This is a genomic window from Streptomyces sp. BBFR51 (assembly GCF_044591655.1).
Lineage (GTDB): Bacteria > Actinomycetota > Actinomycetes > Streptomycetales > Streptomycetaceae > Streptomyces.
Genome location: NZ_CP172448.1, coordinates 1,439,507 through 1,456,126 on the forward strand (window position 1 = coordinate 1,439,507; position 16,620 = coordinate 1,456,126).

Annotated in this window: 16 protein-coding genes and 1 pseudogene; 5 read left to right on the forward strand and 12 right to left on the reverse strand. The window is 74.8% G+C overall.

Features of this window, described 5'->3' with window-relative positions; genetic code table 11:
• Position 1 precedes the first annotated feature (1 nt).
• From ACGH7X_RS06415 to ACGH7X_RS06425, 3 genes are all read right to left on the reverse strand, one after another.
• The gene (locus tag ACGH7X_RS06415; protein ID WP_399882483.1) at positions 2-847 is read right to left on the reverse strand and encodes an SDR family oxidoreductase; all 846 of its coding nucleotides are present in this window, start codon (positions 845-847) and stop codon (positions 2-4) included.
• Between the two features lie 53 nt (positions 848-900).
• Entirely contained in the window at positions 901-1,419 is a 519-nt protein-coding gene (locus tag ACGH7X_RS06420; protein WP_399882484.1) for an immunity 21 family protein, read from the reverse strand.
• 96 nt (positions 1,420-1,515) lie between these two features.
• Complete coding sequence (locus ACGH7X_RS06425) at positions 1,516-2,505, reverse strand: helix-turn-helix domain-containing protein (RefSeq protein WP_399882485.1); 990 nt, start codon at positions 2,503-2,505, stop codon at positions 1,516-1,518.
• A 323-nt stretch (positions 2,506-2,828) separates the two neighbouring features.
• Here ACGH7X_RS06425 and ACGH7X_RS06430 point away from each other — a divergent pair, with 323 nt between their 5' ends.
• Positions 2,829-3,272, forward strand: a complete 444-nt coding sequence (locus tag ACGH7X_RS06430) for a peptidoglycan-binding protein (RefSeq protein WP_399896821.1) — start codon at positions 2,829-2,831, stop codon at positions 3,270-3,272.
• Positions 3,273-3,317: 45 nt separating this feature from the next.
• Here the strand turns inward: ACGH7X_RS06430 and ACGH7X_RS06435 are convergent, their stop codons facing one another.
• From ACGH7X_RS06435 to ACGH7X_RS06455, 5 genes are all read right to left on the reverse strand, one after another.
• The gene (locus tag ACGH7X_RS06435) at positions 3,318-6,311 is read right to left on the reverse strand and encodes an AAA family ATPase (RefSeq protein WP_399882487.1); all 2,994 of its coding nucleotides are present in this window, start codon (positions 6,309-6,311) and stop codon (positions 3,318-3,320) included.
• Positions 6,308-7,471, reverse strand: a complete 1,164-nt coding sequence (locus tag ACGH7X_RS06440; protein ID WP_399882489.1) for an exonuclease SbcCD subunit D — start codon at positions 7,469-7,471, stop codon at positions 6,308-6,310. The genes ACGH7X_RS06435 and ACGH7X_RS06440 overlap by 4 nt, the downstream gene beginning before the upstream one ends.
• 105 nt (positions 7,472-7,576) lie before the next feature.
• A complete protein-coding gene (locus ACGH7X_RS06445; protein WP_399882491.1) occupies positions 7,577-8,203 on the reverse strand; it encodes a YigZ family protein in 627 nt (208 codons plus the stop codon).
• A 17-nt stretch (positions 8,204-8,220) separates the two neighbouring features.
• Complete coding sequence (locus tag ACGH7X_RS06450; RefSeq protein WP_399882493.1) at positions 8,221-8,763, reverse strand: SixA phosphatase family protein; 543 nt, start codon at positions 8,761-8,763, stop codon at positions 8,221-8,223.
• Positions 8,760-9,476 carry a hypothetical protein gene (locus ACGH7X_RS06455; RefSeq protein ID WP_399882495.1) on the reverse strand — a complete coding sequence of 239 codons (717 nt, stop codon included), beginning with the start codon at positions 9,474-9,476 and terminating at the stop codon, positions 8,760-8,762. Before ACGH7X_RS06455 ends, ACGH7X_RS06450 begins: the two co-directional genes overlap by 4 nt.
• A gap of 150 nt (positions 9,477-9,626) precedes the next feature.
• Between ACGH7X_RS06455 and ACGH7X_RS06460 the strand changes: the two genes are divergently transcribed.
• Positions 9,627-10,034, forward strand: coding sequence for a CoA-binding protein (locus ACGH7X_RS06460; RefSeq protein WP_399882497.1), 408 nt, complete (start codon positions 9,627-9,629; stop codon positions 10,032-10,034).
• A gap of 13 nt (positions 10,035-10,047) precedes the next feature.
• Here the strand turns inward: ACGH7X_RS06460 and ACGH7X_RS06465 are convergent, their stop codons facing one another.
• The 3 genes from ACGH7X_RS06465 to ACGH7X_RS06475 all read right to left on the reverse strand — a co-directional run bounded on the left by ACGH7X_RS06465 (position 10,048) and on the right by ACGH7X_RS06475 (position 14,214).
• Complete coding sequence (locus ACGH7X_RS06465) at positions 10,048-11,316, reverse strand: VWA-like domain-containing protein (RefSeq protein ID WP_399882498.1); 1,269 nt, start codon at positions 11,314-11,316, stop codon at positions 10,048-10,050.
• Positions 11,317-11,450: 134 nt separating this feature from the next.
• Entirely contained in the window at positions 11,451-12,740 is a 1,290-nt protein-coding gene (locus tag ACGH7X_RS06470; RefSeq protein WP_399882500.1) for an AAA family ATPase, read from the reverse strand.
• 64 nt (positions 12,741-12,804) lie between these two features.
• Positions 12,805-14,214: a hypothetical protein gene (locus ACGH7X_RS06475; protein WP_399882502.1), complete on the reverse strand. Its 1,410-nt coding sequence runs from the start codon at positions 14,212-14,214 to the stop codon at positions 12,805-12,807.
• 161 nt (positions 14,215-14,375) lie between these two features.
• Between ACGH7X_RS06475 and ACGH7X_RS06480 the strand changes: the two are divergent.
• Together ACGH7X_RS06480 and ACGH7X_RS06485 are read left to right on the forward strand one after the other, a co-directional pair.
• Positions 14,376-14,622: pseudogene (locus ACGH7X_RS06480) on the forward strand (FAD-dependent monooxygenase); the annotation flags it as partial.
• Positions 14,623-14,899: 277 nt separating this feature from the next.
• Positions 14,900-15,085 carry a hypothetical protein gene (locus tag ACGH7X_RS06485; protein ID WP_399882504.1) on the forward strand — a complete coding sequence of 62 codons (186 nt, stop codon included), beginning with the start codon at positions 14,900-14,902 and terminating at the stop codon, positions 15,083-15,085.
• A gap of 10 nt (positions 15,086-15,095) precedes the next feature.
• On the opposite strand, the gene ACGH7X_RS06490 is transcribed toward ACGH7X_RS06485, so the two are convergent.
• Positions 15,096-15,455 (reverse strand): ArsR/SmtB family transcription factor, encoded by a 360-nt coding sequence (locus ACGH7X_RS06490; RefSeq protein WP_399882506.1) that lies wholly within the window; start codon positions 15,453-15,455, stop codon positions 15,096-15,098.
• 67 nt (positions 15,456-15,522) lie between these two features.
• Here ACGH7X_RS06490 and ACGH7X_RS06495 point away from each other — a divergent pair, with 67 nt between their 5' ends.
• Entirely contained in the window at positions 15,523-16,620 is a 1,098-nt protein-coding gene (locus ACGH7X_RS06495; protein ID WP_399882507.1) for a cation diffusion facilitator family transporter, read from the forward strand.

Genomic DNA, 16,620 nt, shown 5'->3' on the forward strand with positions numbered 1-16,620 from the left:
CTCACCGCCTGAAGCCGCCCTCCGAGTCGACGACCTGACCGGTGACCCACGCCGCCTCGTCCGTGGCCAGCCACGCGATGAGGCGGGCCGGGTCGTCGGGCATGCCCCACCGCCCGCCGGGGAAGCGGGCGGCGACCGCCTCGTAGGCGTCGCCGGTCAGGTAACCGGTGTCCACGGGACCGGGGTTGACCGCGTTCACGGTGATCGCGTGCTCGGCGAGGGTCGTCGACAGGGAGCGGGTGACGGACGCCAGCGCGCCCTTCTGGAGCGCGTAGGCGATCTCGCCGGGCATGCCGCCCGCGATGTCCTGACCGGAGGTCATCATCACGACCCGGCCGCCGGGCGTGCGGGGCGGCAGTGCGGCGCGGTGCCGGGCGTAGGCCTGGACCAGCAGCAGTACGGAGCGGGTGTCGGCCTGCCAGTGCGCGTCGAGCATCGCGGCGTCGATCGTGTCGAGGGTGCCGTCGCAGCCGTTGAGGGCGTGGTTGGCGACGAGGACGTCCAGCCGTCCGCCGAGCGCTTCGGCGGCGGTGACGAGGAGTTCGCCGGGAGCGTCGGGGCGGGCGAGGTCGCCGGGGCCCGCGTGGACGGTGGCGTCCGGGTCGCCGAGCGCCGCGCGCACGGAGGCGACCACGTCCTCGGTGCGGTCGGCGCCCCAGGGCATGGCCGCGTCGTGCGGGACGTGGTGGTGCAGGTAGACACTCGCCCCGTAGGCGGCGAGCCGCCGGGCCACGGCGTGGCCGATGCCGCCGCGCCGGCTGGCTCCGGTGACGAGGGCGGTACGGCCGCGCAGGGGCAGCGGGTCGCGGCGCAGGTCTTCGGGGGCGGGGTGCGCAAGGGGTGGCATGGGCACCCATGATGGGTGCCGGCCGCGGCCCGCGCACTTCGATATCGCGCCGGTTACCGGTCCGCGAGCCGCCGCAGGTGTACGAGGCTCAGCCAGGTCTCGGGCCCGGGGCGCACCTCGGCCGCGCGCACGGCGTACCGGCCGGGGTCGAGCGCGACCCGGACGTGTCCGGCGCGGCCCGAGGCGGTGCCGGGCCAGGCGGCGTCGAACAGGACCACGGGGCCCGGCACGTACCAGGACACCTCGGGGTCCCACTCGGCCGCGTCGAGGGCGGCGGGGACGCCGGCCAGCACCTCGTCCTCGGAGTCCGCGGCGCACCAGCGGACGAAGGCGGCGTGGTCGGGGAGGTAGGCGGTGGAGGCGGGTTCGTCGCCGAGCACCAGGGCGGTGGAGTCGCCGACCGGGAGCAGTCCGACGTAGCCGTCGACCTCGCAGGCCCGGTCGTAGTCGGAGTCCGTCTCCTCGCCGTCTGCGCCGGTCCAGAACGGCAGGACCGTCTCCGGCACCGCTATGAGCGGTCCGCCGCCCGACTCGACCCACTCCACCGCGCCCGGCTCCGCGTATCGCACCATGGGCGAGAACCTACACGCCCGTCGCCAGCACCTCTCACCCGCGTCCACCGGGGCGTTCAGGGAAGGGAGTTCGCTCCCGCCGACGGTCGCGTCGCCTCACGGGGCGGAGAGCTTGCCCGGCCGTTCCCGGCGGGGGTGGTTCTGTTCGCGCCAGTCCCGGGGTGAGATTCCGTAGGCCCGTTTGAACGTCTTGCTGAAGTGGGTCGCGTCCACGAAGCCCCATCTCCTTCCTATCGCCGCGATGGTCCGCAGCCGCCCGTTCGGGCCGGCCAGCTCTCGTCTGCACTCGGCCAGGCGGCGGGTGCGGATCCAGTCCCCGAGGCTGATTCCCGACCGGGACAGCACCGCGTAGAGGTGCCGTACCGAGATGTCGTGGGCGGCGGCTATCCGCGCCGCCGACAGATCGGGATCGGCCAGGTGCTCCCGGATGTACTGCTTGACCCGCAGGCTGAGTGTCGCCTCCAACGGCGCCGTGGCGAGGCCGGCGTTGCCGTGCTGGGTCGTAAGGACGGCACGGAGGAGTTCGACGCTGGGTTCCACGACGGTGTCGGCGTGCGCGGCCTGGTGCAGTCGGTCGCTGACCGCCAGTTGGGAGAAGTAGGTGAAGGCGAGGCCGACAAGGGGGTTGTCGGGCCCCAGGGTGACCGTACTGGTGTCCCGCAGCAGGTGGTCCGGGAGCGCGAGTGCCGCGCGCGGGAAACGCAGGAAGTGGTGGTCGACTCCCTCGTCGAAGAGCAGCGTGTAGGGAGAGATCGATTGGTACACGGCCAACTCGCCCGGCTTCAGCACACATTCGCGGCCGTTCTGCACCACGAGGCTGGTGCCCGTCATCTGGAGGCCGAGGAAGACGGCCGGCTCCTCGTCCACCCGGGCCAGCTGCTCCGTCCGGCGGACGGTCACCGCGGACGCCCTGGCCGAGCAGAACCTGAGAGGCCCGACGGCGCCGAGCCCGATGCGGACCGCGATGTCCTCGGCCGCGGGACGGTGGTCGATGTCGACCGCCACCAGGGATTCCCACACCGCGTTCCGGACCACTTCCTCCCGCTCCCGCGGCGGTATGAACGCGGTGTCCAGGACCGGGCTCATGAAGCCGACCTTCGTCCGCCCCGGTCATGGAGCCGGCCTGGCGGCACCTCGGCCCGTTCCCCCACAAGACCCCCTCGACACGGATGGTTCCCGACCCCAGTGTGGCGGGGAACCCACTCGCCGTGCAACGGCTTCGAAAGCCGTGCCCAGGACCCGCTCGGCCGATGCGGCACCGGGTCGCGGCCGTGCACCACTGACACAGTTCCCTGCACGATCAGCCAAGTCCGAAGCGCACGTTGCCCCTAAGGTCCATGGGCGAGGCCCGAAAATTTGGAGCGACCATGAGAATTCGTAAGCTCGCGTCGAGCGTTCTTTCCGTGACGATGCTGTCGGTCGGCGTCGTCGCGATGGAATCGACGGAGGCGGCTGCCGCGACCCCCAAGTGCAGCCGCGCGGTCAAGATGAAGCCAAGGGCCGCATATTCGTACTACATGCTCATTCCGAAGTCGGCCAACACGGTCAGCTGCAACATGAGTCCGGGAGCGCGGAACAAGGGCGTAACCGCTCTTCAGACGGCGCTCGCCTACTGCTACAACGTCAACACCGGCGTCACCGGTCACAAGTTCGGCCCCGGCGACATCGACGGCATCTACGGGAACGCCACCAAAAACGCGGTGTATTACCTCCAGCTGCAGCTCTTCCCGCAGCAATCGAGCGAGCAGGACGGCATTTACGGGCCGAATACCGCGATCAACATGAAATTCCCGTGGCACAACCCGAGCAATGACCGGATCATGGACACGTGCACCCGGCGGAACGGGAGCTGACGGAGACGTTCGAGCAGCCAGGCGGTGCGGGCCGGGCGGGGCGGGTCAGCCCGTGCCGCGCTGGCGCAGGGTCGAGCCCGAGCGGTCCTTCACGACCTCGAGTTGGGCGTGGATCCGCCGCCGCAGGTCGGCGACGTGGCTGACGATGCCGACGCTGCGGTCCCGCTCGCGCAGGGAGTCGAGGACGTCGAGGACCTCGTCGAGGGTCTGGTCGTCGAGGCTGCCGAAGCCCTCGTCGATGAAGAGGGTGTCCAGGCGGACGCCGCCGGCCTCGTCGGTGACGACGTCGGCGAGGCCGAGCGCGAGGGCGAGCGAGGCGAAGAAGGTCTCGCCGCCCGACAGCGTGGCCGTGTCGCGCTCGCGGCCGGTCCAGGCGTCGACGACGTGCAGGCCGAGGCCGCTGCGGCCGCGTCCGGTGCGGTCGTCGGAGTGGACGAGGGTGTAGCGGCCGGAGGACATGCGCGCGAGCCGCGCGGTCGCCGCCGCGGCGACCTGCTCCAGGCGGGCGGCCAGCACGTACGACTCCAGGCGCATCCGGCGTTCGTTGTCCGCGGAGGTGCCCGCGGCGAGCGAGGCGAGGCGGGCGACGCGGGTGTGCTCCTGCCGCAGTGGGGCCAGCCGGCGCACGGAGGTGGTGGCGTGCGTGGACAGCCGGTCCAGCTCGGCACAGCACCGGGCGGCGGCGTCACGGGCCGAGGACGCCTCGCGCAGGCGCCGGCCCGCGTCGGCGGCCGTCCGTTCCGCCGCGGCGAGGTCGGCGGGTGGCCGGGCGGCCGCGGCGGCGGTGTCGGCCTCGGCGAGGACCGCGCGGACGGCGGTGTCCTCCAACTGCCATGCGTCGAGCCGCCGTTGCAGCTCCCGGTGGGCGGCGTCGTCGAGCAGCGCGGCGGCCGCGTCTTTGGGGGTGTCGAAGCCGGCCCGGAAGGCGGCGTCGGCGAGGCGGGCGTCGGCGTCCTTGAGCCGCTGGGCGGTGTCCTCGGCGACGCGGACGGCGTCGGCGGCCTCCGTGAGCAGTGCGGTCCGGCGCTCCAGCTGTGCCGCCCGCACCGTGACGCTCTCCGCGGTGCCGCGGGCCCGCGTCAACTCCTCCTCAAGCGCCGTCTGTTCACGCTCCAGCCGGTCCCGGCCCGCGACCCGGGACGCGGACCGGACGGCGGCCTGCTGCTGGGCGGCGACACGCTGCTCGCGCTCGTGCTCGGCCCGCCGCAGCTCCTCCTGCGCGGCGTGCAGCCCGGACGCGACGGCCCGCGCCCGCGCGTACTGCCGCTCCAGTTCCTCGGCCTCCTCGGCCAGCCGGACGGTGGGCGCGTCCCCGGCCTCCGCCGTGGCGGCGGCGAGCGCCTCGCGTACGGTGCCCAGGCGCCGTTCGGCCTCCGCGCGCCGTTCGTCGGCGGCCTGGTAGGCGGCGAGGGCGTGTTCCTCCGCCTCGCGGTCGACGTGCCCGGCGATCTTGTGCGCGGGGGCGGGGTGTTCGGTGGCGCCGCACACCGCGCAGGGCGTGCCGTCGGTGAGGTTCGCGGCGAGTTCGGCGGCGATGCCGTTCAGTCGCTGTTCCTTGAGGTCGAGCCAGTGGGCGCGGGCCTCGACGGCCTGTTCGGCCGAGGTGAGGGCGAGCCGCTGGGCCGCTTCGGTGTCGGCGGCGTACTGGTCGCGTTGCCGGGCGGCGCCCAGCCGGCGCTGTGCGGGGTCGCGCTGGACGGCGAGCTGTTCGGCGCGGGTGGCGGCCTCTTGCGTGGTCTCGACGCGGGTCTGGAGTCCGGTGCGGGTGGTCTCCCAGTCGGCGAGCCAGGTCTCCGCCTCGTGCAGGACGTCCTCGTCCGCGCGTTCCTGGCGGTCGAGGCCGGCGCGCTCCTCGACCAGCTCGGCGAGGCGCCGTTCGGCCCGCCGGGCCGACTCGAGGCCGCCCAGTTCCTCCGCGGCCCGGCGGGACGCGGCGGCGAGCCCCGTGGCGCCCGCGTCGGCGAGGGCCTGTGGCAGCAGGGCACGCGCGCGTGTCTCCGAGGCTGCCGCCCGCCGGTGTTCGGTGTCGGCGGCGTCCCGCAGCTCCAGTGCGGGTGCCACCGCCTCGGCCTTGCGGCCCCGCTCCATGCGCTCCCGCGCCGCGCGGTGGGCGTCGGCCCGCTCCGCCAGCCCTGCGGCCCGCTCCCGCGCCTCGGCGAACCGGCGTTGCAGTCGGTCCAGTTCCCGGGCGTCGGCCAGGTCCCGTTCGGCGGTGGTCTGGGCCGACTCGGTGGCCGTGAGCCGGCAGTCGGCGAGGGCCAGCAGCTCACGGGCGGTGCTGCGGGCGACGGCGGCGGCGCCGAGGACCGCCTCGGCCAGGCCCGGCTCGCCCGGCGCCAGCTCCGGCAGCTCCATGGCCCGGCCGGCGGCCTGCTGCATCCGGTGGGCATCGGCGAGCAGGGTGGCGTCCCCCTCGCGCACCTCGGCCTCGGTCGTACGCCGCCGCTCGGCGAGGCGCTTTTCGACCTCGGCGAAGCGCCGGGTGTCGAAGAGCCGGCCGAGCAGCTTGCCGCGCGCTTCGGCGTCGGCGCGCAGGAAGCGCGCGAAGTCGCCCTGGGGCAGCAGGACGACCTGGCAGAACTGCTCGCGGCTCATGCCGAGCAGCTGCGTGATCTCCTCGCCGATCTCCTGGTGGGAGCGGCTGAGGTCCTTCCAGGCACCGGCCGTCGCGTCGTACTCGCGCAGCCAGGTCTGGGCCTTGTCGACGGTCGTGCCCCTGCCGCGCAGCTTGGGCCGTTCCCAGGGCGGCTGCCGGGTGATCTCCAGCCGGCGTCCGGCGACGGTGAGTTCGAGGCGCACCTCGGTGCGGGTGCCGACGACGGCGTGGTCGCTGCGCAGGGTCATGCCCTGGCCGCTCTGCCGGGCGCCCGGCACCGAGCCGTACAGCGCGTAGCAGACGGCGTCGAGGACGGAGGTCTTGCCGGCGCCGGTGGGGCCGTGCAGCAGGAAGAGGCCGGCCGCGGACAGGTCGTCGAAGTCGACGCTCTGCGAGGCGCCGAAGGGCCCGAAGGCGGTGATGTCCAGCCGGTGCAGCCTCACCGGGCCACCTCCCGCACCGTCTCGTCCGCGCGCACCGCGTCGAACGCGTCCCGCAGCACGCCCTGTTCGTGGTCGTCGGGCCCGGCGCCGCGCACGTGGGTCACGAAGTCCTCCGCGATCTGCTGGTCGCTGCGGTCGGCGAGGCGCCGGGCGTAGGACAGGCCCGGTTCGTCCGGGGCGCGCTCGGGGTCGAAGACGAGGCTCAGCGTGTGCGGGAACCGCGCCGTGAGCCGGGCCATGGGGTCGTCCGGGCGGACCGGATCGGTGAGGGTCGCCTCGACCCACGCCTCCTCGTGCGGGGTCAGCTCCGGGTCGGCGAGCAGGTCCTCCAGGGTGCCGCGCAGCCGGGCCAGGGCGCGGGGGACGGGGCAGTCGACGCGTTCGGCGGTGACCGAGCCGTCGGTGTCCAGGTCGACGAGCCACATGCTCTTGCGGTGGCGGTGCTCGGAGAAGGAGTACGGCAGCGGGGAGCCGGAGTAGCGGACGCGCCCGGTGAGGGTCTGGCAGCCGTGCAGGTGTCCGAGTGCCACGTAGTCGACGCCGTCGAAGACTCCGCAGGGCACGGCGGCGACCCCGCCGACGGTGATGTCCCGCTCGCTGTCGCTCTGCTCGCCGCCGGTGACGAAGGCGTGCGCGAGGACGACGGAACGGGTGCCACGCGCGCGCGTGGCGAGGTCGGCGCGGACCCGGTCCATGGCGGCGGCGAGCACGGTCTCGTGCCCCGCCTTCTCGACGCCGAACTCGGTCTTCACCAGGGCCGGTTCGAGATAGGGCAGCCCGTAGAACGCCACCTCGCCGTGGGTGTCCGTCAGCACCACCGGGGTGCCGCAGCCCGCGGGGTCGGTGCGCAGGTGGATGCCCGCGCGGTCGATGAGTCCGGCGCCCACCCCGAGGCGGCGGGCCGAGTCGTGGTTGCCGGAGATCATCACCGTCGGCACCCCGAGGTCGGCGAGGCGGTGCAGGGCGTCGTCGAACAGCTCGACGGCGGCGAGCGGCGGCACCGCCCGGTCGTACACGTCCCCCGACACGACCACGGCGTCGACGGCGTGCTCGCGCACGGTCTCGACGAGGTGGCCGATGAATCCGGCCTGGGCGCCGAGCATGTTCACCCGGTGGAACGCCCGGCCGAGATGCCAGTCGGAAGTGTGCAGCAGTCGCATGATCCCCGAGACTAACGGGAGGGTCCGACAGCCCGGGCGGTTACTCCCGTTTCGCCCCTCACACCCGCTCCGCAAACACCTGTTACGCCCTTGTTGTCCGCCTTGTCATGCGTCCCCGTAGGCCTCTCCGCCCAGTTCGAACCCGGCCGTCCCCGCGGTGGCGTCGGCGAGCCAGGAGCGGAAGGTGTCCACCTCGGTCTCCGGCAGGCCCACCTCGATGGTGACCGCCTCGGCGTACCGCACGTCGCGCACCGCGCGTCCGGCCGTGCGCAGGTCGTTCTGGAGTCTGCCCGCCCGCTGGTGGTCGACGGTCACCGTGGCCAGGCGGAACCGGCGGCGGGTGAGCGTGCCGAGGTCGTCCAGGGCTTCGCCGACGGCGCCGCCGTAGGCGCGGATGAGGCCGCCCGCGCCGAGCTTGACGCCGCCGTAGTAGCGGGTGACGACGGCGACGACGTACCGCATGTCGCGGCGCAGCAGCATCTGGAGCATGGGGACGCCCGCGGTGCCCCCGGGTTCGCCGTCGTCGCTCGCCTTCTGGACGGCGGCGTCGGCACCGATGACGTATGCCCAGCAGTTGTGGCTGGCGTCCGCGTGCTCCTTGCGTACGCCCGCGACGAACGCCTGGGCGTCCTGTTCGGTGGCGGCCGGGGCGAGGGCGCACAGGAAGCGCGAGCGGTTGATCTCGGTTTCGTGCACACCCGCGCGGGCGACCGTGCGGTACTCGTGCTGCATCCGGCCAGCCTAGGCGCTCACCGTGACCCGCCCCTCGGCACGGTCGTCGCGGTCAGCAGGGCCGCACCCGGGGCGAGCGCCCGCCAGGTGGTGCCGCGCCACGCCAGTACGGCGATCGCCGAGGTCGGGTACTTCACCCGGATCCGCTCCAGCGCGTCGTCCAGGGCGTCACCGGCGAGCGCGAGGACCAGCTCCTCCAGGCCGGGGTTGTGGCCCACCAGGAGCAGCGTCCCGGCCTCCGCGGGCGCCTCCCGCACCACCTCGAGCAGGCCGGGCGCACCGGCGCCGTAGAGGCGTGTGTCGAAGCGTACGGGCGGCGGCGTGCCCCACTGGGCGGAGGCCAGCTCCCAGGTCTGCCGGGCGCGTACGGCGGTGGAGACGAGGGCGAGGTCCGGCAGCCAGTCGGCCTCGGCGAGCGCGTGTCCGGCCGCGGGGGCGTCGCGCAGGCCGCGTGGGGCGAGCGGGCGGTCGTGGTCGGCGACGCCTTCGGGGCGGGCCGACTTGGCGTGCCGCAGGACGACCAGGCGGCGCAGCGGTCCCGACCCGGGGCGCGCGATCACGCCGGGGCTCCGAGGTCCCTGGTGAGGTGGAGGCCGAGGAACCGGTCGGCGTAGGCGCAGATCTCGAAGCGGGCCCCGTCCGGAAGGTCCGGATCGGTCTCGACGCGGCGCAGGACCCGCAGTACCCCGGGGGTGTCCAGGTCGTCCTCCCAGGCGGCCCGCAGCCGGTCGCGCACCTCGCCGGGGACCGGGCGGGACGGCTGCCTGGCCCAGTCGGCGACGGCACGGCGCCAGCGGGCGAGGGTGTCGCGGGCCTCGTCCACCGCGGTCGTGTCGAGCCGCACGCGCGCGTGGTGGTGCTGTTCCAGCAGGGCCAGGCGGACGGCGTCGGGGTCGGTGAGGTCGGGTTCGGCGGGGTGCACGGGGGCGACGGCGACCGTTGCCCCGTTCGGGGCGGCCCCTGACTCGCGCACGACTCGGACGCTCTGGCCCCTGCCAGGTCCGGAGCCGGCGGTGGCGCCGTCCTCGAAGGGCCGGATGCCGAGGGCGGCCGAGTCCCGGCGCAGCCGGTCCCCCTCCGCCCCGCCGGTCAGCAGCGCCCACGCGGGCGTGCCGTCGAGTTCCAGGGCGCGCACCAGCAGGTCCGCGACGAGCAGCACGCGCAGCGCGGTGGCGTCGTGGCCCGGCGCGTGGGCCTCGACACGGGTCGGTGCCCGTCGGGCGGGGGCGGCGGGGGCGGGTTCTCCGGTCCGGGCGTCGATGATGCGCAGCACGCAGTGAGCCTAGGCGGGGCGGCCCGGTCACGCACAGGGGCGCGCTCGCCGCGCCCCCGCGCCGCACGGGGAATCCCGGCACGCCGCCGTCCGTTGTCCGTGGCGGGAGGCGCGACACGCGGGTCGCCCAGGAGCGCAAGGAGGCCGCCGGTGTACGGCGACGAGGCAACCGTCCGCAAGATCCTCACCGAGCTGGGCGACACCTGGGCCGTGGTGGGCCTGTCGTCCAACCGGCAGCGCGCGGCGTTCGGCGTCGCCGAGGTGCTGCAACGCTTCGGCAAGCGCGTCGTTCCCGTGCATCCCAAGGCGGAGACGGTGCACGGCGAGCAGGGGTACGCCTCGCTCGCGGACATCCCCTTCGACGTGGACGTCGTCGACGTCTTCGTCAACAGCGACCTGGCCGGACCGGTCGCCGACGAGGCGGTCGCCAGGGGCGCCGCGGCCGTCTGGTTCCAGCTCGGCGTGGTCGACGAGGCGGCGTACGAGCGGACCCGGGCCGCGGGTCTTGAGATGGTGATGGACCGCTGCCCGGCGATCGAGATCCCGCGGCTCGGCTGATCGGGCGCCTGGCTCACCGGGCGCCGGCCGGACCGGAGTCGATGACCACGACGCGCGCCCAGTCGGGCGGTGAGTCGGGCACGTACTCGGGGTCGTCCTCGTCCCGGGAGCCGCCCGCCGACTCCCGGGGGAAGAGGCCCACCACCGTCCGGCAGGCCGGCCGCGTGTCCGGCCAGGGGGTCTGGCCGTCGGTCAGCACCACGACGGCGTCCGGCGCGGGACGCGACCGAAGCGCCTTGGCGAAGCCGGTGCGCAGGTCCGTGCCGCCGCCGCCCACCAACGGGATCCCCTCGGCCCGGCACAGGGAGTGCGCGACCCGGGCCGCCGCGTCGCACGGCACGACGCTGACCAGGTCCCGGCGGCCGCCGACGGCCCGGGCGATCGCGGCGACCTCCAGGAGCGCGCTGCCCAGTTCGGCGTCGCTGACCGACCCGGAGGTGTCGATGACCACGGCGACCCGGGGCGGTCTGCGCCGCAGGCTGGGCAGCACGACGCCGGGCGTTCCGGCCGAGCGCCGCGACGGCCTGCCGTAGGTGTAGTCCTCGCCCGCGCCGCCCGCGGAGGTGGCCGAGCGGATCGCGGCTCCCAGCAACTGGCGCCAGGGCTGCGGCGGGTGGAACACCTTCTCCGCCCACCGCTGCCACCCCTTCGGGGCACTGCCCGGGCGGGCGCTGATGCCCCGCGCCACCCGGAAGCGCACCGCGTCCCGTTCCTGCTCGCTGAGGCCGTCCGCGCCGTCGGGACCGAGGTCCCACTCCCGTTCGAGGCCGTCGGCGCCGCTGCCGCAGTCCAGCCAGGCGAGGCTCTCGGTGAGCCGCCCGAGCCGGAACTGGCGCAGGTAGTCCTCCATGAGCTGCCCCTCGGGCAGTTTCAGAAGCCGCGGCTCGACCGCGCCCTCGGGGCGGACCAGCCCGTCGCCGAACACGTCGTCGTTGATCTCGCAGTCCGCGGCGATGTTCATCCGCAGCCGTTCCGCCGGGCCACTGAGCCCGCGTTCGCGCGCCACCCGGTCGCCGCGCCCGTGGTGGTCGCGCAGCAGGTGCGACACCTCGTGCACCCACACCCCGGCCAGTTCCTCCACCGGCGTCCGGTCGACGAAGACCGGCGAGACGTAGCACCGCCAGTGCCGGTCGACGGCCATCGTCGGCACCCTCCGCGACGGGACGACGTGCAGGGCGAACAGCGCCGTCGCCAGGTAGGGCCGGGCCCGGGCGGCCTGCAAGCGGGCGGTGAAGAGCTTGTCGAGGTCGAGGTTCACCGGGGTCGGCTCGATCGTCGCCACACGCGCCGCGGCCTCGCCTACAGCTGCCTCGCCGGAAGCGGTCTCGCCGGACGCAGCTTCTCCGTGTACTCCCGCGCCCGTACCGGCCCCGGTCCCACCCGGCTTCGGCGCGCCGCCGGTCGGGCGACCCGGGTTCATCGGCCCGCCTTCGCGGCGCCCGCGATCCGCGCCGCCGCTCGATCCGCCGCGCGGTCCGCGCGCCGGGACAGGGACATGGCTCCGGCCAGCCGCTCGATCGCGGTCGGGACGTCCCAGTCCTGCTGCCGCAGCGCGGCCAGGGTCGTCGCCGGGACGACCACGACGTCGGGGGCGCCGGTCTCCATCGCCCGGGCCAGCAGCGCCCACGCCGCGTCCCACCGGGACTTGTCCGGCCGCTTGCGTACGGCGGCCACCACCCCGTCCAGTACGGCCTGGCGCAGGTCGCCCCGTTCGGGCAGGACCGCACCCGCCGGGTCGGCGAGCAGCGTCTCGGGGTCGGGGAGGTCCATCCGGTCCAGGCCTGCCATCAGTTCCAGCCCGGGGCCGTCCCCCACGGTCCCCCGCACCAGCAGGGAGAGCACTTCCCTGGACGAGCCGGCCGCGGTCGCGAAGGCGATCAGGCACAGGGTCATCTCCCAGCTCCGGGGCGAGGGCCAGGCGCCGCCCCGGCGCGTCTCGCCGTTCGGCAGCCGGTGCACGAGCCCGGGGCGGGCGGTGAGGAACTCGCACACCGCCCGGCGGGCGTAGCGCACGGCCGGCTCCAGTCCCGCCGGGTCGAGGCTCGGCAGGGTCGCCCGGGGCCAGGTCCCGCCGAGGCCCCGTACGACGACGTCGTGGTCGTGGGTCCACTGGAGGTGGACGAACCGGTTGGCCAGGGGCGGGCTCAGCTCCCAGCCGTCGGCCGCCGAGGACCGCGGGTTGGCGGCGGCCACGATCCGGACGCCGGGCGGCAGTCGCAGCGCGCCGATCCGCCGTTCGAGGACGAGGCGGAGCAGCGCGGCCTGTACGGCGGGCGGCGCGGTGGAGAGCTCGTCGAGGAACAACAGTCCCCGGCCGGCCCGCACCAGGCGCACCGCCCAGTCCGGCGGGGCCATCGGTACGCCCTGCTCGGCGGGGTCGTCGCCGACGACGGGCAGCCCGGAGAAGTCGGACGGCTCGTGCACGCTGGCGATCACGGTGGTCAGCGGGAGGTCCAGGGCGGTGGCGAGCTGGGTGAGGGCCGCGGTCTTGCCGATGCCCGGCTCTCCCCACAGCAGCACGGGGAGGTCGGCGGCCACCGCCAGGGTGAGGGCCTCCAGTTGGGTGTCGGGCCGCGGCTCGGTGGTCGCGTCGCGCAGGAGCGTCAGCAGTTCACCGGCGACGTCGAGCTGGGAGAGCGCGGCGGGAGCAGAGACAGGGGCAGGGGCAGGGGCCGGCACCGAGGAAAGGGGAGCACAAGTCGTCATTTGTCATCACCTGAGTGTTGGTCGTGGGTGGGAGCGGGCGCGGGGAGGGAGTGACCGTCCCCGGTCAGTCGAAGGAGGCGTGACGCGGGCGGAAGCGGCCCGTGCGGGGCCGGTGCCGGTCAGGGCAGACGCGTCCCGGAGCGGGTTCGTCGAGGCCCGCACGGAACATCCCGTGGGCGACCCGCCGCAGTGCCGCGGCCTCGAGGTCGTCCCGCAGGGCGCCGTCGCGCAGGCGTGCGCCGGGGCCCAGCAGAGCCTCGACGACGGCGAGGGCACCGGCGGTGTCCCCGTGGTTGAGGCGTTCACGGATGCCGGGGAGGCACTCCGGACGCCGGTGCGCCTCGTCGATGACCTGGAGACAGGGCAGCGGAGTGCCGGTCAGCGCCGCCAGGAGTTCCTCGCGGCGGATCTCGTCAGGGTCGTGGTCCAGCGCCGCCAGCACTCCGTCGACGAGGTCGAGCCGGTGCCGGGCGCCCCGGCACTCCACGATCCGCGGCCCTGCCGCCGGACCCGGCGTCCGCGGCGGCGCGGTCGCCACCCGTCCGCCAGCCACCAGTGCCGGCGCGACCAGCGGATGCAGCCGTCCGGCGTCGATCGCACCGGCGCGGAGCAGTTCGAGGTCGGGTGGTATCCAGGTGGCCGCGTCGGGGAGCACCGGCAGCGCGGAGGCGGCGCCGCCCGGAGGGGTCGCGACGATCCGGAGCGCGGGCGGACCGGCGCTGTCGGCCTCCGCGTCAAGTTCCAGGGCCAGCCGCTGCCCGGCGCCGACCCGTACGACGACCGCCCGGGTGCCGGCGTCTTGGGCACGCCGTCCGTCGGCGCGCAGCAGGATCCCCGCCTCGGCCGCCCACCGGTCGACGGCCCAGTGGCGGTCCTGCGGCGACGTCCCCGGCGCGTCCGGGTGCGTGGGCGGCAGGTCGGCGCCCGACCGGACGCGCAGTTCACCGGTTCTGCGCGCGTCCCAGAGGTGGCGGTGCAGGTCGAGCCGGAAGCGCCGGCTGGGCCGGGGATGCGGATGCCGTGCGCTGCCGGCGTCCGGGCCCGAACCGTCCCACAGGGCGAGGCTGATCCGCTGGCCGCCGTCCGCCCACGCGGGAGGGGTACGGACCACGAGGTGCACCGGGCGTACGCCGTCCTGGCCCGCGGCGTCGTACCGGGCCAGGGTGAGCGTGAGGCCCGGGCGCAGCAGCCCGTCGGGAGCGATTCTCGGCATGTGCCAGCGCAGCAGGTCGGGAGCGAACTGCCGCAGGTCGGCCCGGATCGCGGAGGCGAGCCACTGGCCGCGGCTGCGCGCCACGGAACGCAGGTCGAGGTCGACGTCGACGGCCGCGGCGGCGCACGCGCCCGCCCAGTCCCCGGCACGGCGGCGGGTGGTCGCGGTCTCGATCATGGAGGGCGGCACGGCGAACTCGCGCACGCGCTGCCAGAGGGAGAGACGGGAGTCGGAGTCCCCGTTCGCGAAGTGAGTGGCCATCAGCACTCACCTTGCGCGGACGGGTCCCCCAATCTGCCGACAGGAGGAGTAGTCATCGCGGGGAGCATAGCTTCGCCGATCCGGGCCCGCCAGGTGTTTTCCCGCGCGCAGGGCCACCGCGACCGTTCCCGCGGGCCGCGCGCCGCCGACATGATGCTCGCGTGACCGCGCCTTCCCCTCACCTCAACTCCCGCTCCCCACAACGCTTTTGGGTCGCCGTGGTAGGCGCGGGACCCGCCGGGCTCACCGCCGGCAACATCCTGCGCGCCGCGGGCGTCGACTGTGTGGTCCTGGAGACCGAGACCCGTGATTTCGTCGAACGGCGGCCGCGGGCCGGGGTACATCGAGGAGTGGGCCGTGCGCGGGCTGGAACGGCGCGGGCTCGCGCGCGACCTGCTGGCGCGGGCAACACTCGCCCGACGCCCCATCCTTCAGGGTGGAGTTGAGGGGCGTCCTGCCCATGACGCCCACACGGCCTCAGCGGCAGGGCTGAAGTCGCTTCGTCGAGCAGCAGAGTTGTCCGGCCTACCGCCGGACGGGCGGGAAGTCAGGCCTGCGGAGGCCATGTAAGACCGACTTTCACCGGTCGGCAGCGGCCCGTGAAGCAGGAACCCGTGGTGGTACTGCGTAGCAGTACGGACCGGAATCACCTGCCCTCGGGCAGGTGAGGGCGTCGATACCTCCAGTGTCCGCCGAGGTGTGGGACCACCAGGAGCTCTCCTGGTGGCTCGCGGAGATGTACCACGGCACGGCGTCGGGCGATCCGTACCGCGCGGGTGCCGCACTGGACCGGCTGCGCCGGCTGTTCGACTCCCCCGTCGCGGCGGCGTGGTTCGCCGAGCAGTGCCTCGGCGTCCGGACGACCGGCTGAGGGCTGCCGCTCAGTCGTGCAGCGGCCGGTCGCCGAGCCGGTGGTCGGCCACGTTCAGCGCCTCGTCGACCAGGCGGCGCAGATGTCCGTCGCGCAGCGCGTAGACGACCCGGCGCCCTTCCTTGCGGGTGCTCACCAGCCCCGCCAGCCGCAGCCTGGCCAGATGCTGGCTGACCGCCGGCCGGGCGGCTCCGCACGCCTCGGTGAGGGTGGTGACATCGGCCTCGCCGCCGGCCAGGGCGTGCAGCAGGGTCAGGCGGGTGCGGTCGCCGAGCAGGGCGAGGATCTCGGCGGCGAGAGCGAACTGCTCCTCGCCCGGGGTGCGCGGGTGCGCATCATCCGCAGGTGACAGGTGCATGCGTGCGCTCATACGCACATAATGGCTTCGTGGGCGGCGGACGTCCACCGACCGCACCGGGACACCGGAAGGGGCACCCATGAGCGACCCGCACCGGCACCACCACCACGAGCACGCCCGTGACGAGCACGCGCACCACGAGCACCACGAGCACCCCCACCCCGACCGCACCCCGGGCCACCGCTCCCCCGCCGGCCGATGGCACCGTCTCGCGCACCGGCTCACCCCGCACTCCCACGAGAGCGCCGACAAACTGGACCCGGCACTGGAGTCCTCGGCCCGCGGACTGCGCGCGCTGTGGGTGTCGCTGGCGGTACTGGGCGCGACGGCGGTCGCGCAGGCGGCCGTGGTGGTGGTGTCGGGGTCGGTGGCACTGCTCGGCGACACGGTGCACAACACGGCGGACGCGCTGACCGCCGTGCCGCTGGGCATCGCCTTCGTCCTGGGCCGGCGCGCGGCGACCCGGCGCTTCACGTACGGCTACGGGCGGGCGGAGGACCTGGCCGGGATCGTCATCGTCCTGACGATCACGGCGTCCGCGGTCCTCGCGGCGTGGACGGCGGTGGACCGGCTGCTCGACCCGCGTCCGGTCGCGCACCTCCCGGCGGTCGCCGTGGCCGCGCTGGTCGGCTTCGCCGGCAACGAGTGGGTGGCCCGCCACCGGATCCGCGTGGGCCGGGAGATCGGCTCCGCCGCGCTGGTCGCCGACGGACTGCACGCCCGTACCGACGGCTACACCTCACTGGCCGTGCTGCTGGGTGCCGGAGGCGCGGCACTGGGCTGGCAACTGGCCGACCCGGTCGTGGGGTTGGCGATCACGGCGGCGATCGTCCTGGTCCTGCGGGACGCGGCGCGCGAGGTGTTCCGGCGACTGATGGACGCCGTCGACCCGGCACTGGTGGACCGGGCCGAGCACGTGCTGGGCGAGATCCCCGGCGTGCGCGGGGTGGGCGAGCTGCGGCTGCGCTGGATCGGGCACCGGCTGCGCGCCGAGGTCGCCCTGGTCGTGGACGGCGAGGCGACCGTCCGCCAGGCCCACCGCATCGCCGTCGAGGCCGAGCACGCCCTGCTGCACGCGGTGCCGCGGCTCACCGCCGCCCTGGTCCACGCCGACCCGGCGCCGTCCCCGGGCGAGGCGGATCCGCACCTGGGGCTCGCCCACCACGCCACCGCGTGA

Bases quoted from the DNA above. Each gene is read 5' to 3' on its own strand.
- ACGH7X_RS06415 (WP_399882483.1), bottom strand. From the start codon at position 847: ATGCCACCCCTTGCGCACCCCGCCCCCGAAGACCTGCGCCGCGACCCG.
- ACGH7X_RS06420 (WP_399882484.1), bottom strand. From the start codon at position 1,419: ATGGTGCGATACGCGGAGCCGGGCGCGGTGGAGTGGGTCGAGTCGGGC.
- ACGH7X_RS06425 (WP_399882485.1), bottom strand. From the start codon at position 2,505: ATGAGCCCGGTCCTGGACACCGCGTTCATACCGCCGCGGGAGCGGGAG.
- ACGH7X_RS06430 (WP_399896821.1), top strand. From the start codon at position 2,829: ATGCTGTCGGTCGGCGTCGTCGCGATGGAATCGACGGAGGCGGCTGCC.
- ACGH7X_RS06440 (WP_399882489.1), bottom strand. From the start codon at position 7,471: ATGCGACTGCTGCACACTTCCGACTGGCATCTCGGCCGGGCGTTCCAC.
- ACGH7X_RS06445 (WP_399882491.1), bottom strand. From the start codon at position 8,203: ATGCAGCACGAGTACCGCACGGTCGCCCGCGCGGGTGTGCACGAAACC.
- ACGH7X_RS06470 (WP_399882500.1), bottom strand. From the start codon at position 12,740: ATGACGACTTGTGCTCCCCTTTCCTCGGTGCCGGCCCCTGCCCCTGCC.
- ACGH7X_RS06475 (WP_399882502.1), bottom strand. From the start codon at position 14,214: ATGGCCACTCACTTCGCGAACGGGGACTCCGACTCCCGTCTCTCCCTC.
- ACGH7X_RS06490 (WP_399882506.1), bottom strand. From the start codon at position 15,455: ATGAGCGCACGCATGCACCTGTCACCTGCGGATGATGCGCACCCGCGC.
- ACGH7X_RS06495 (WP_399882507.1), top strand. From the start codon at position 15,523: ATGAGCGACCCGCACCGGCACCACCACCACGAGCACGCCCGTGACGAG.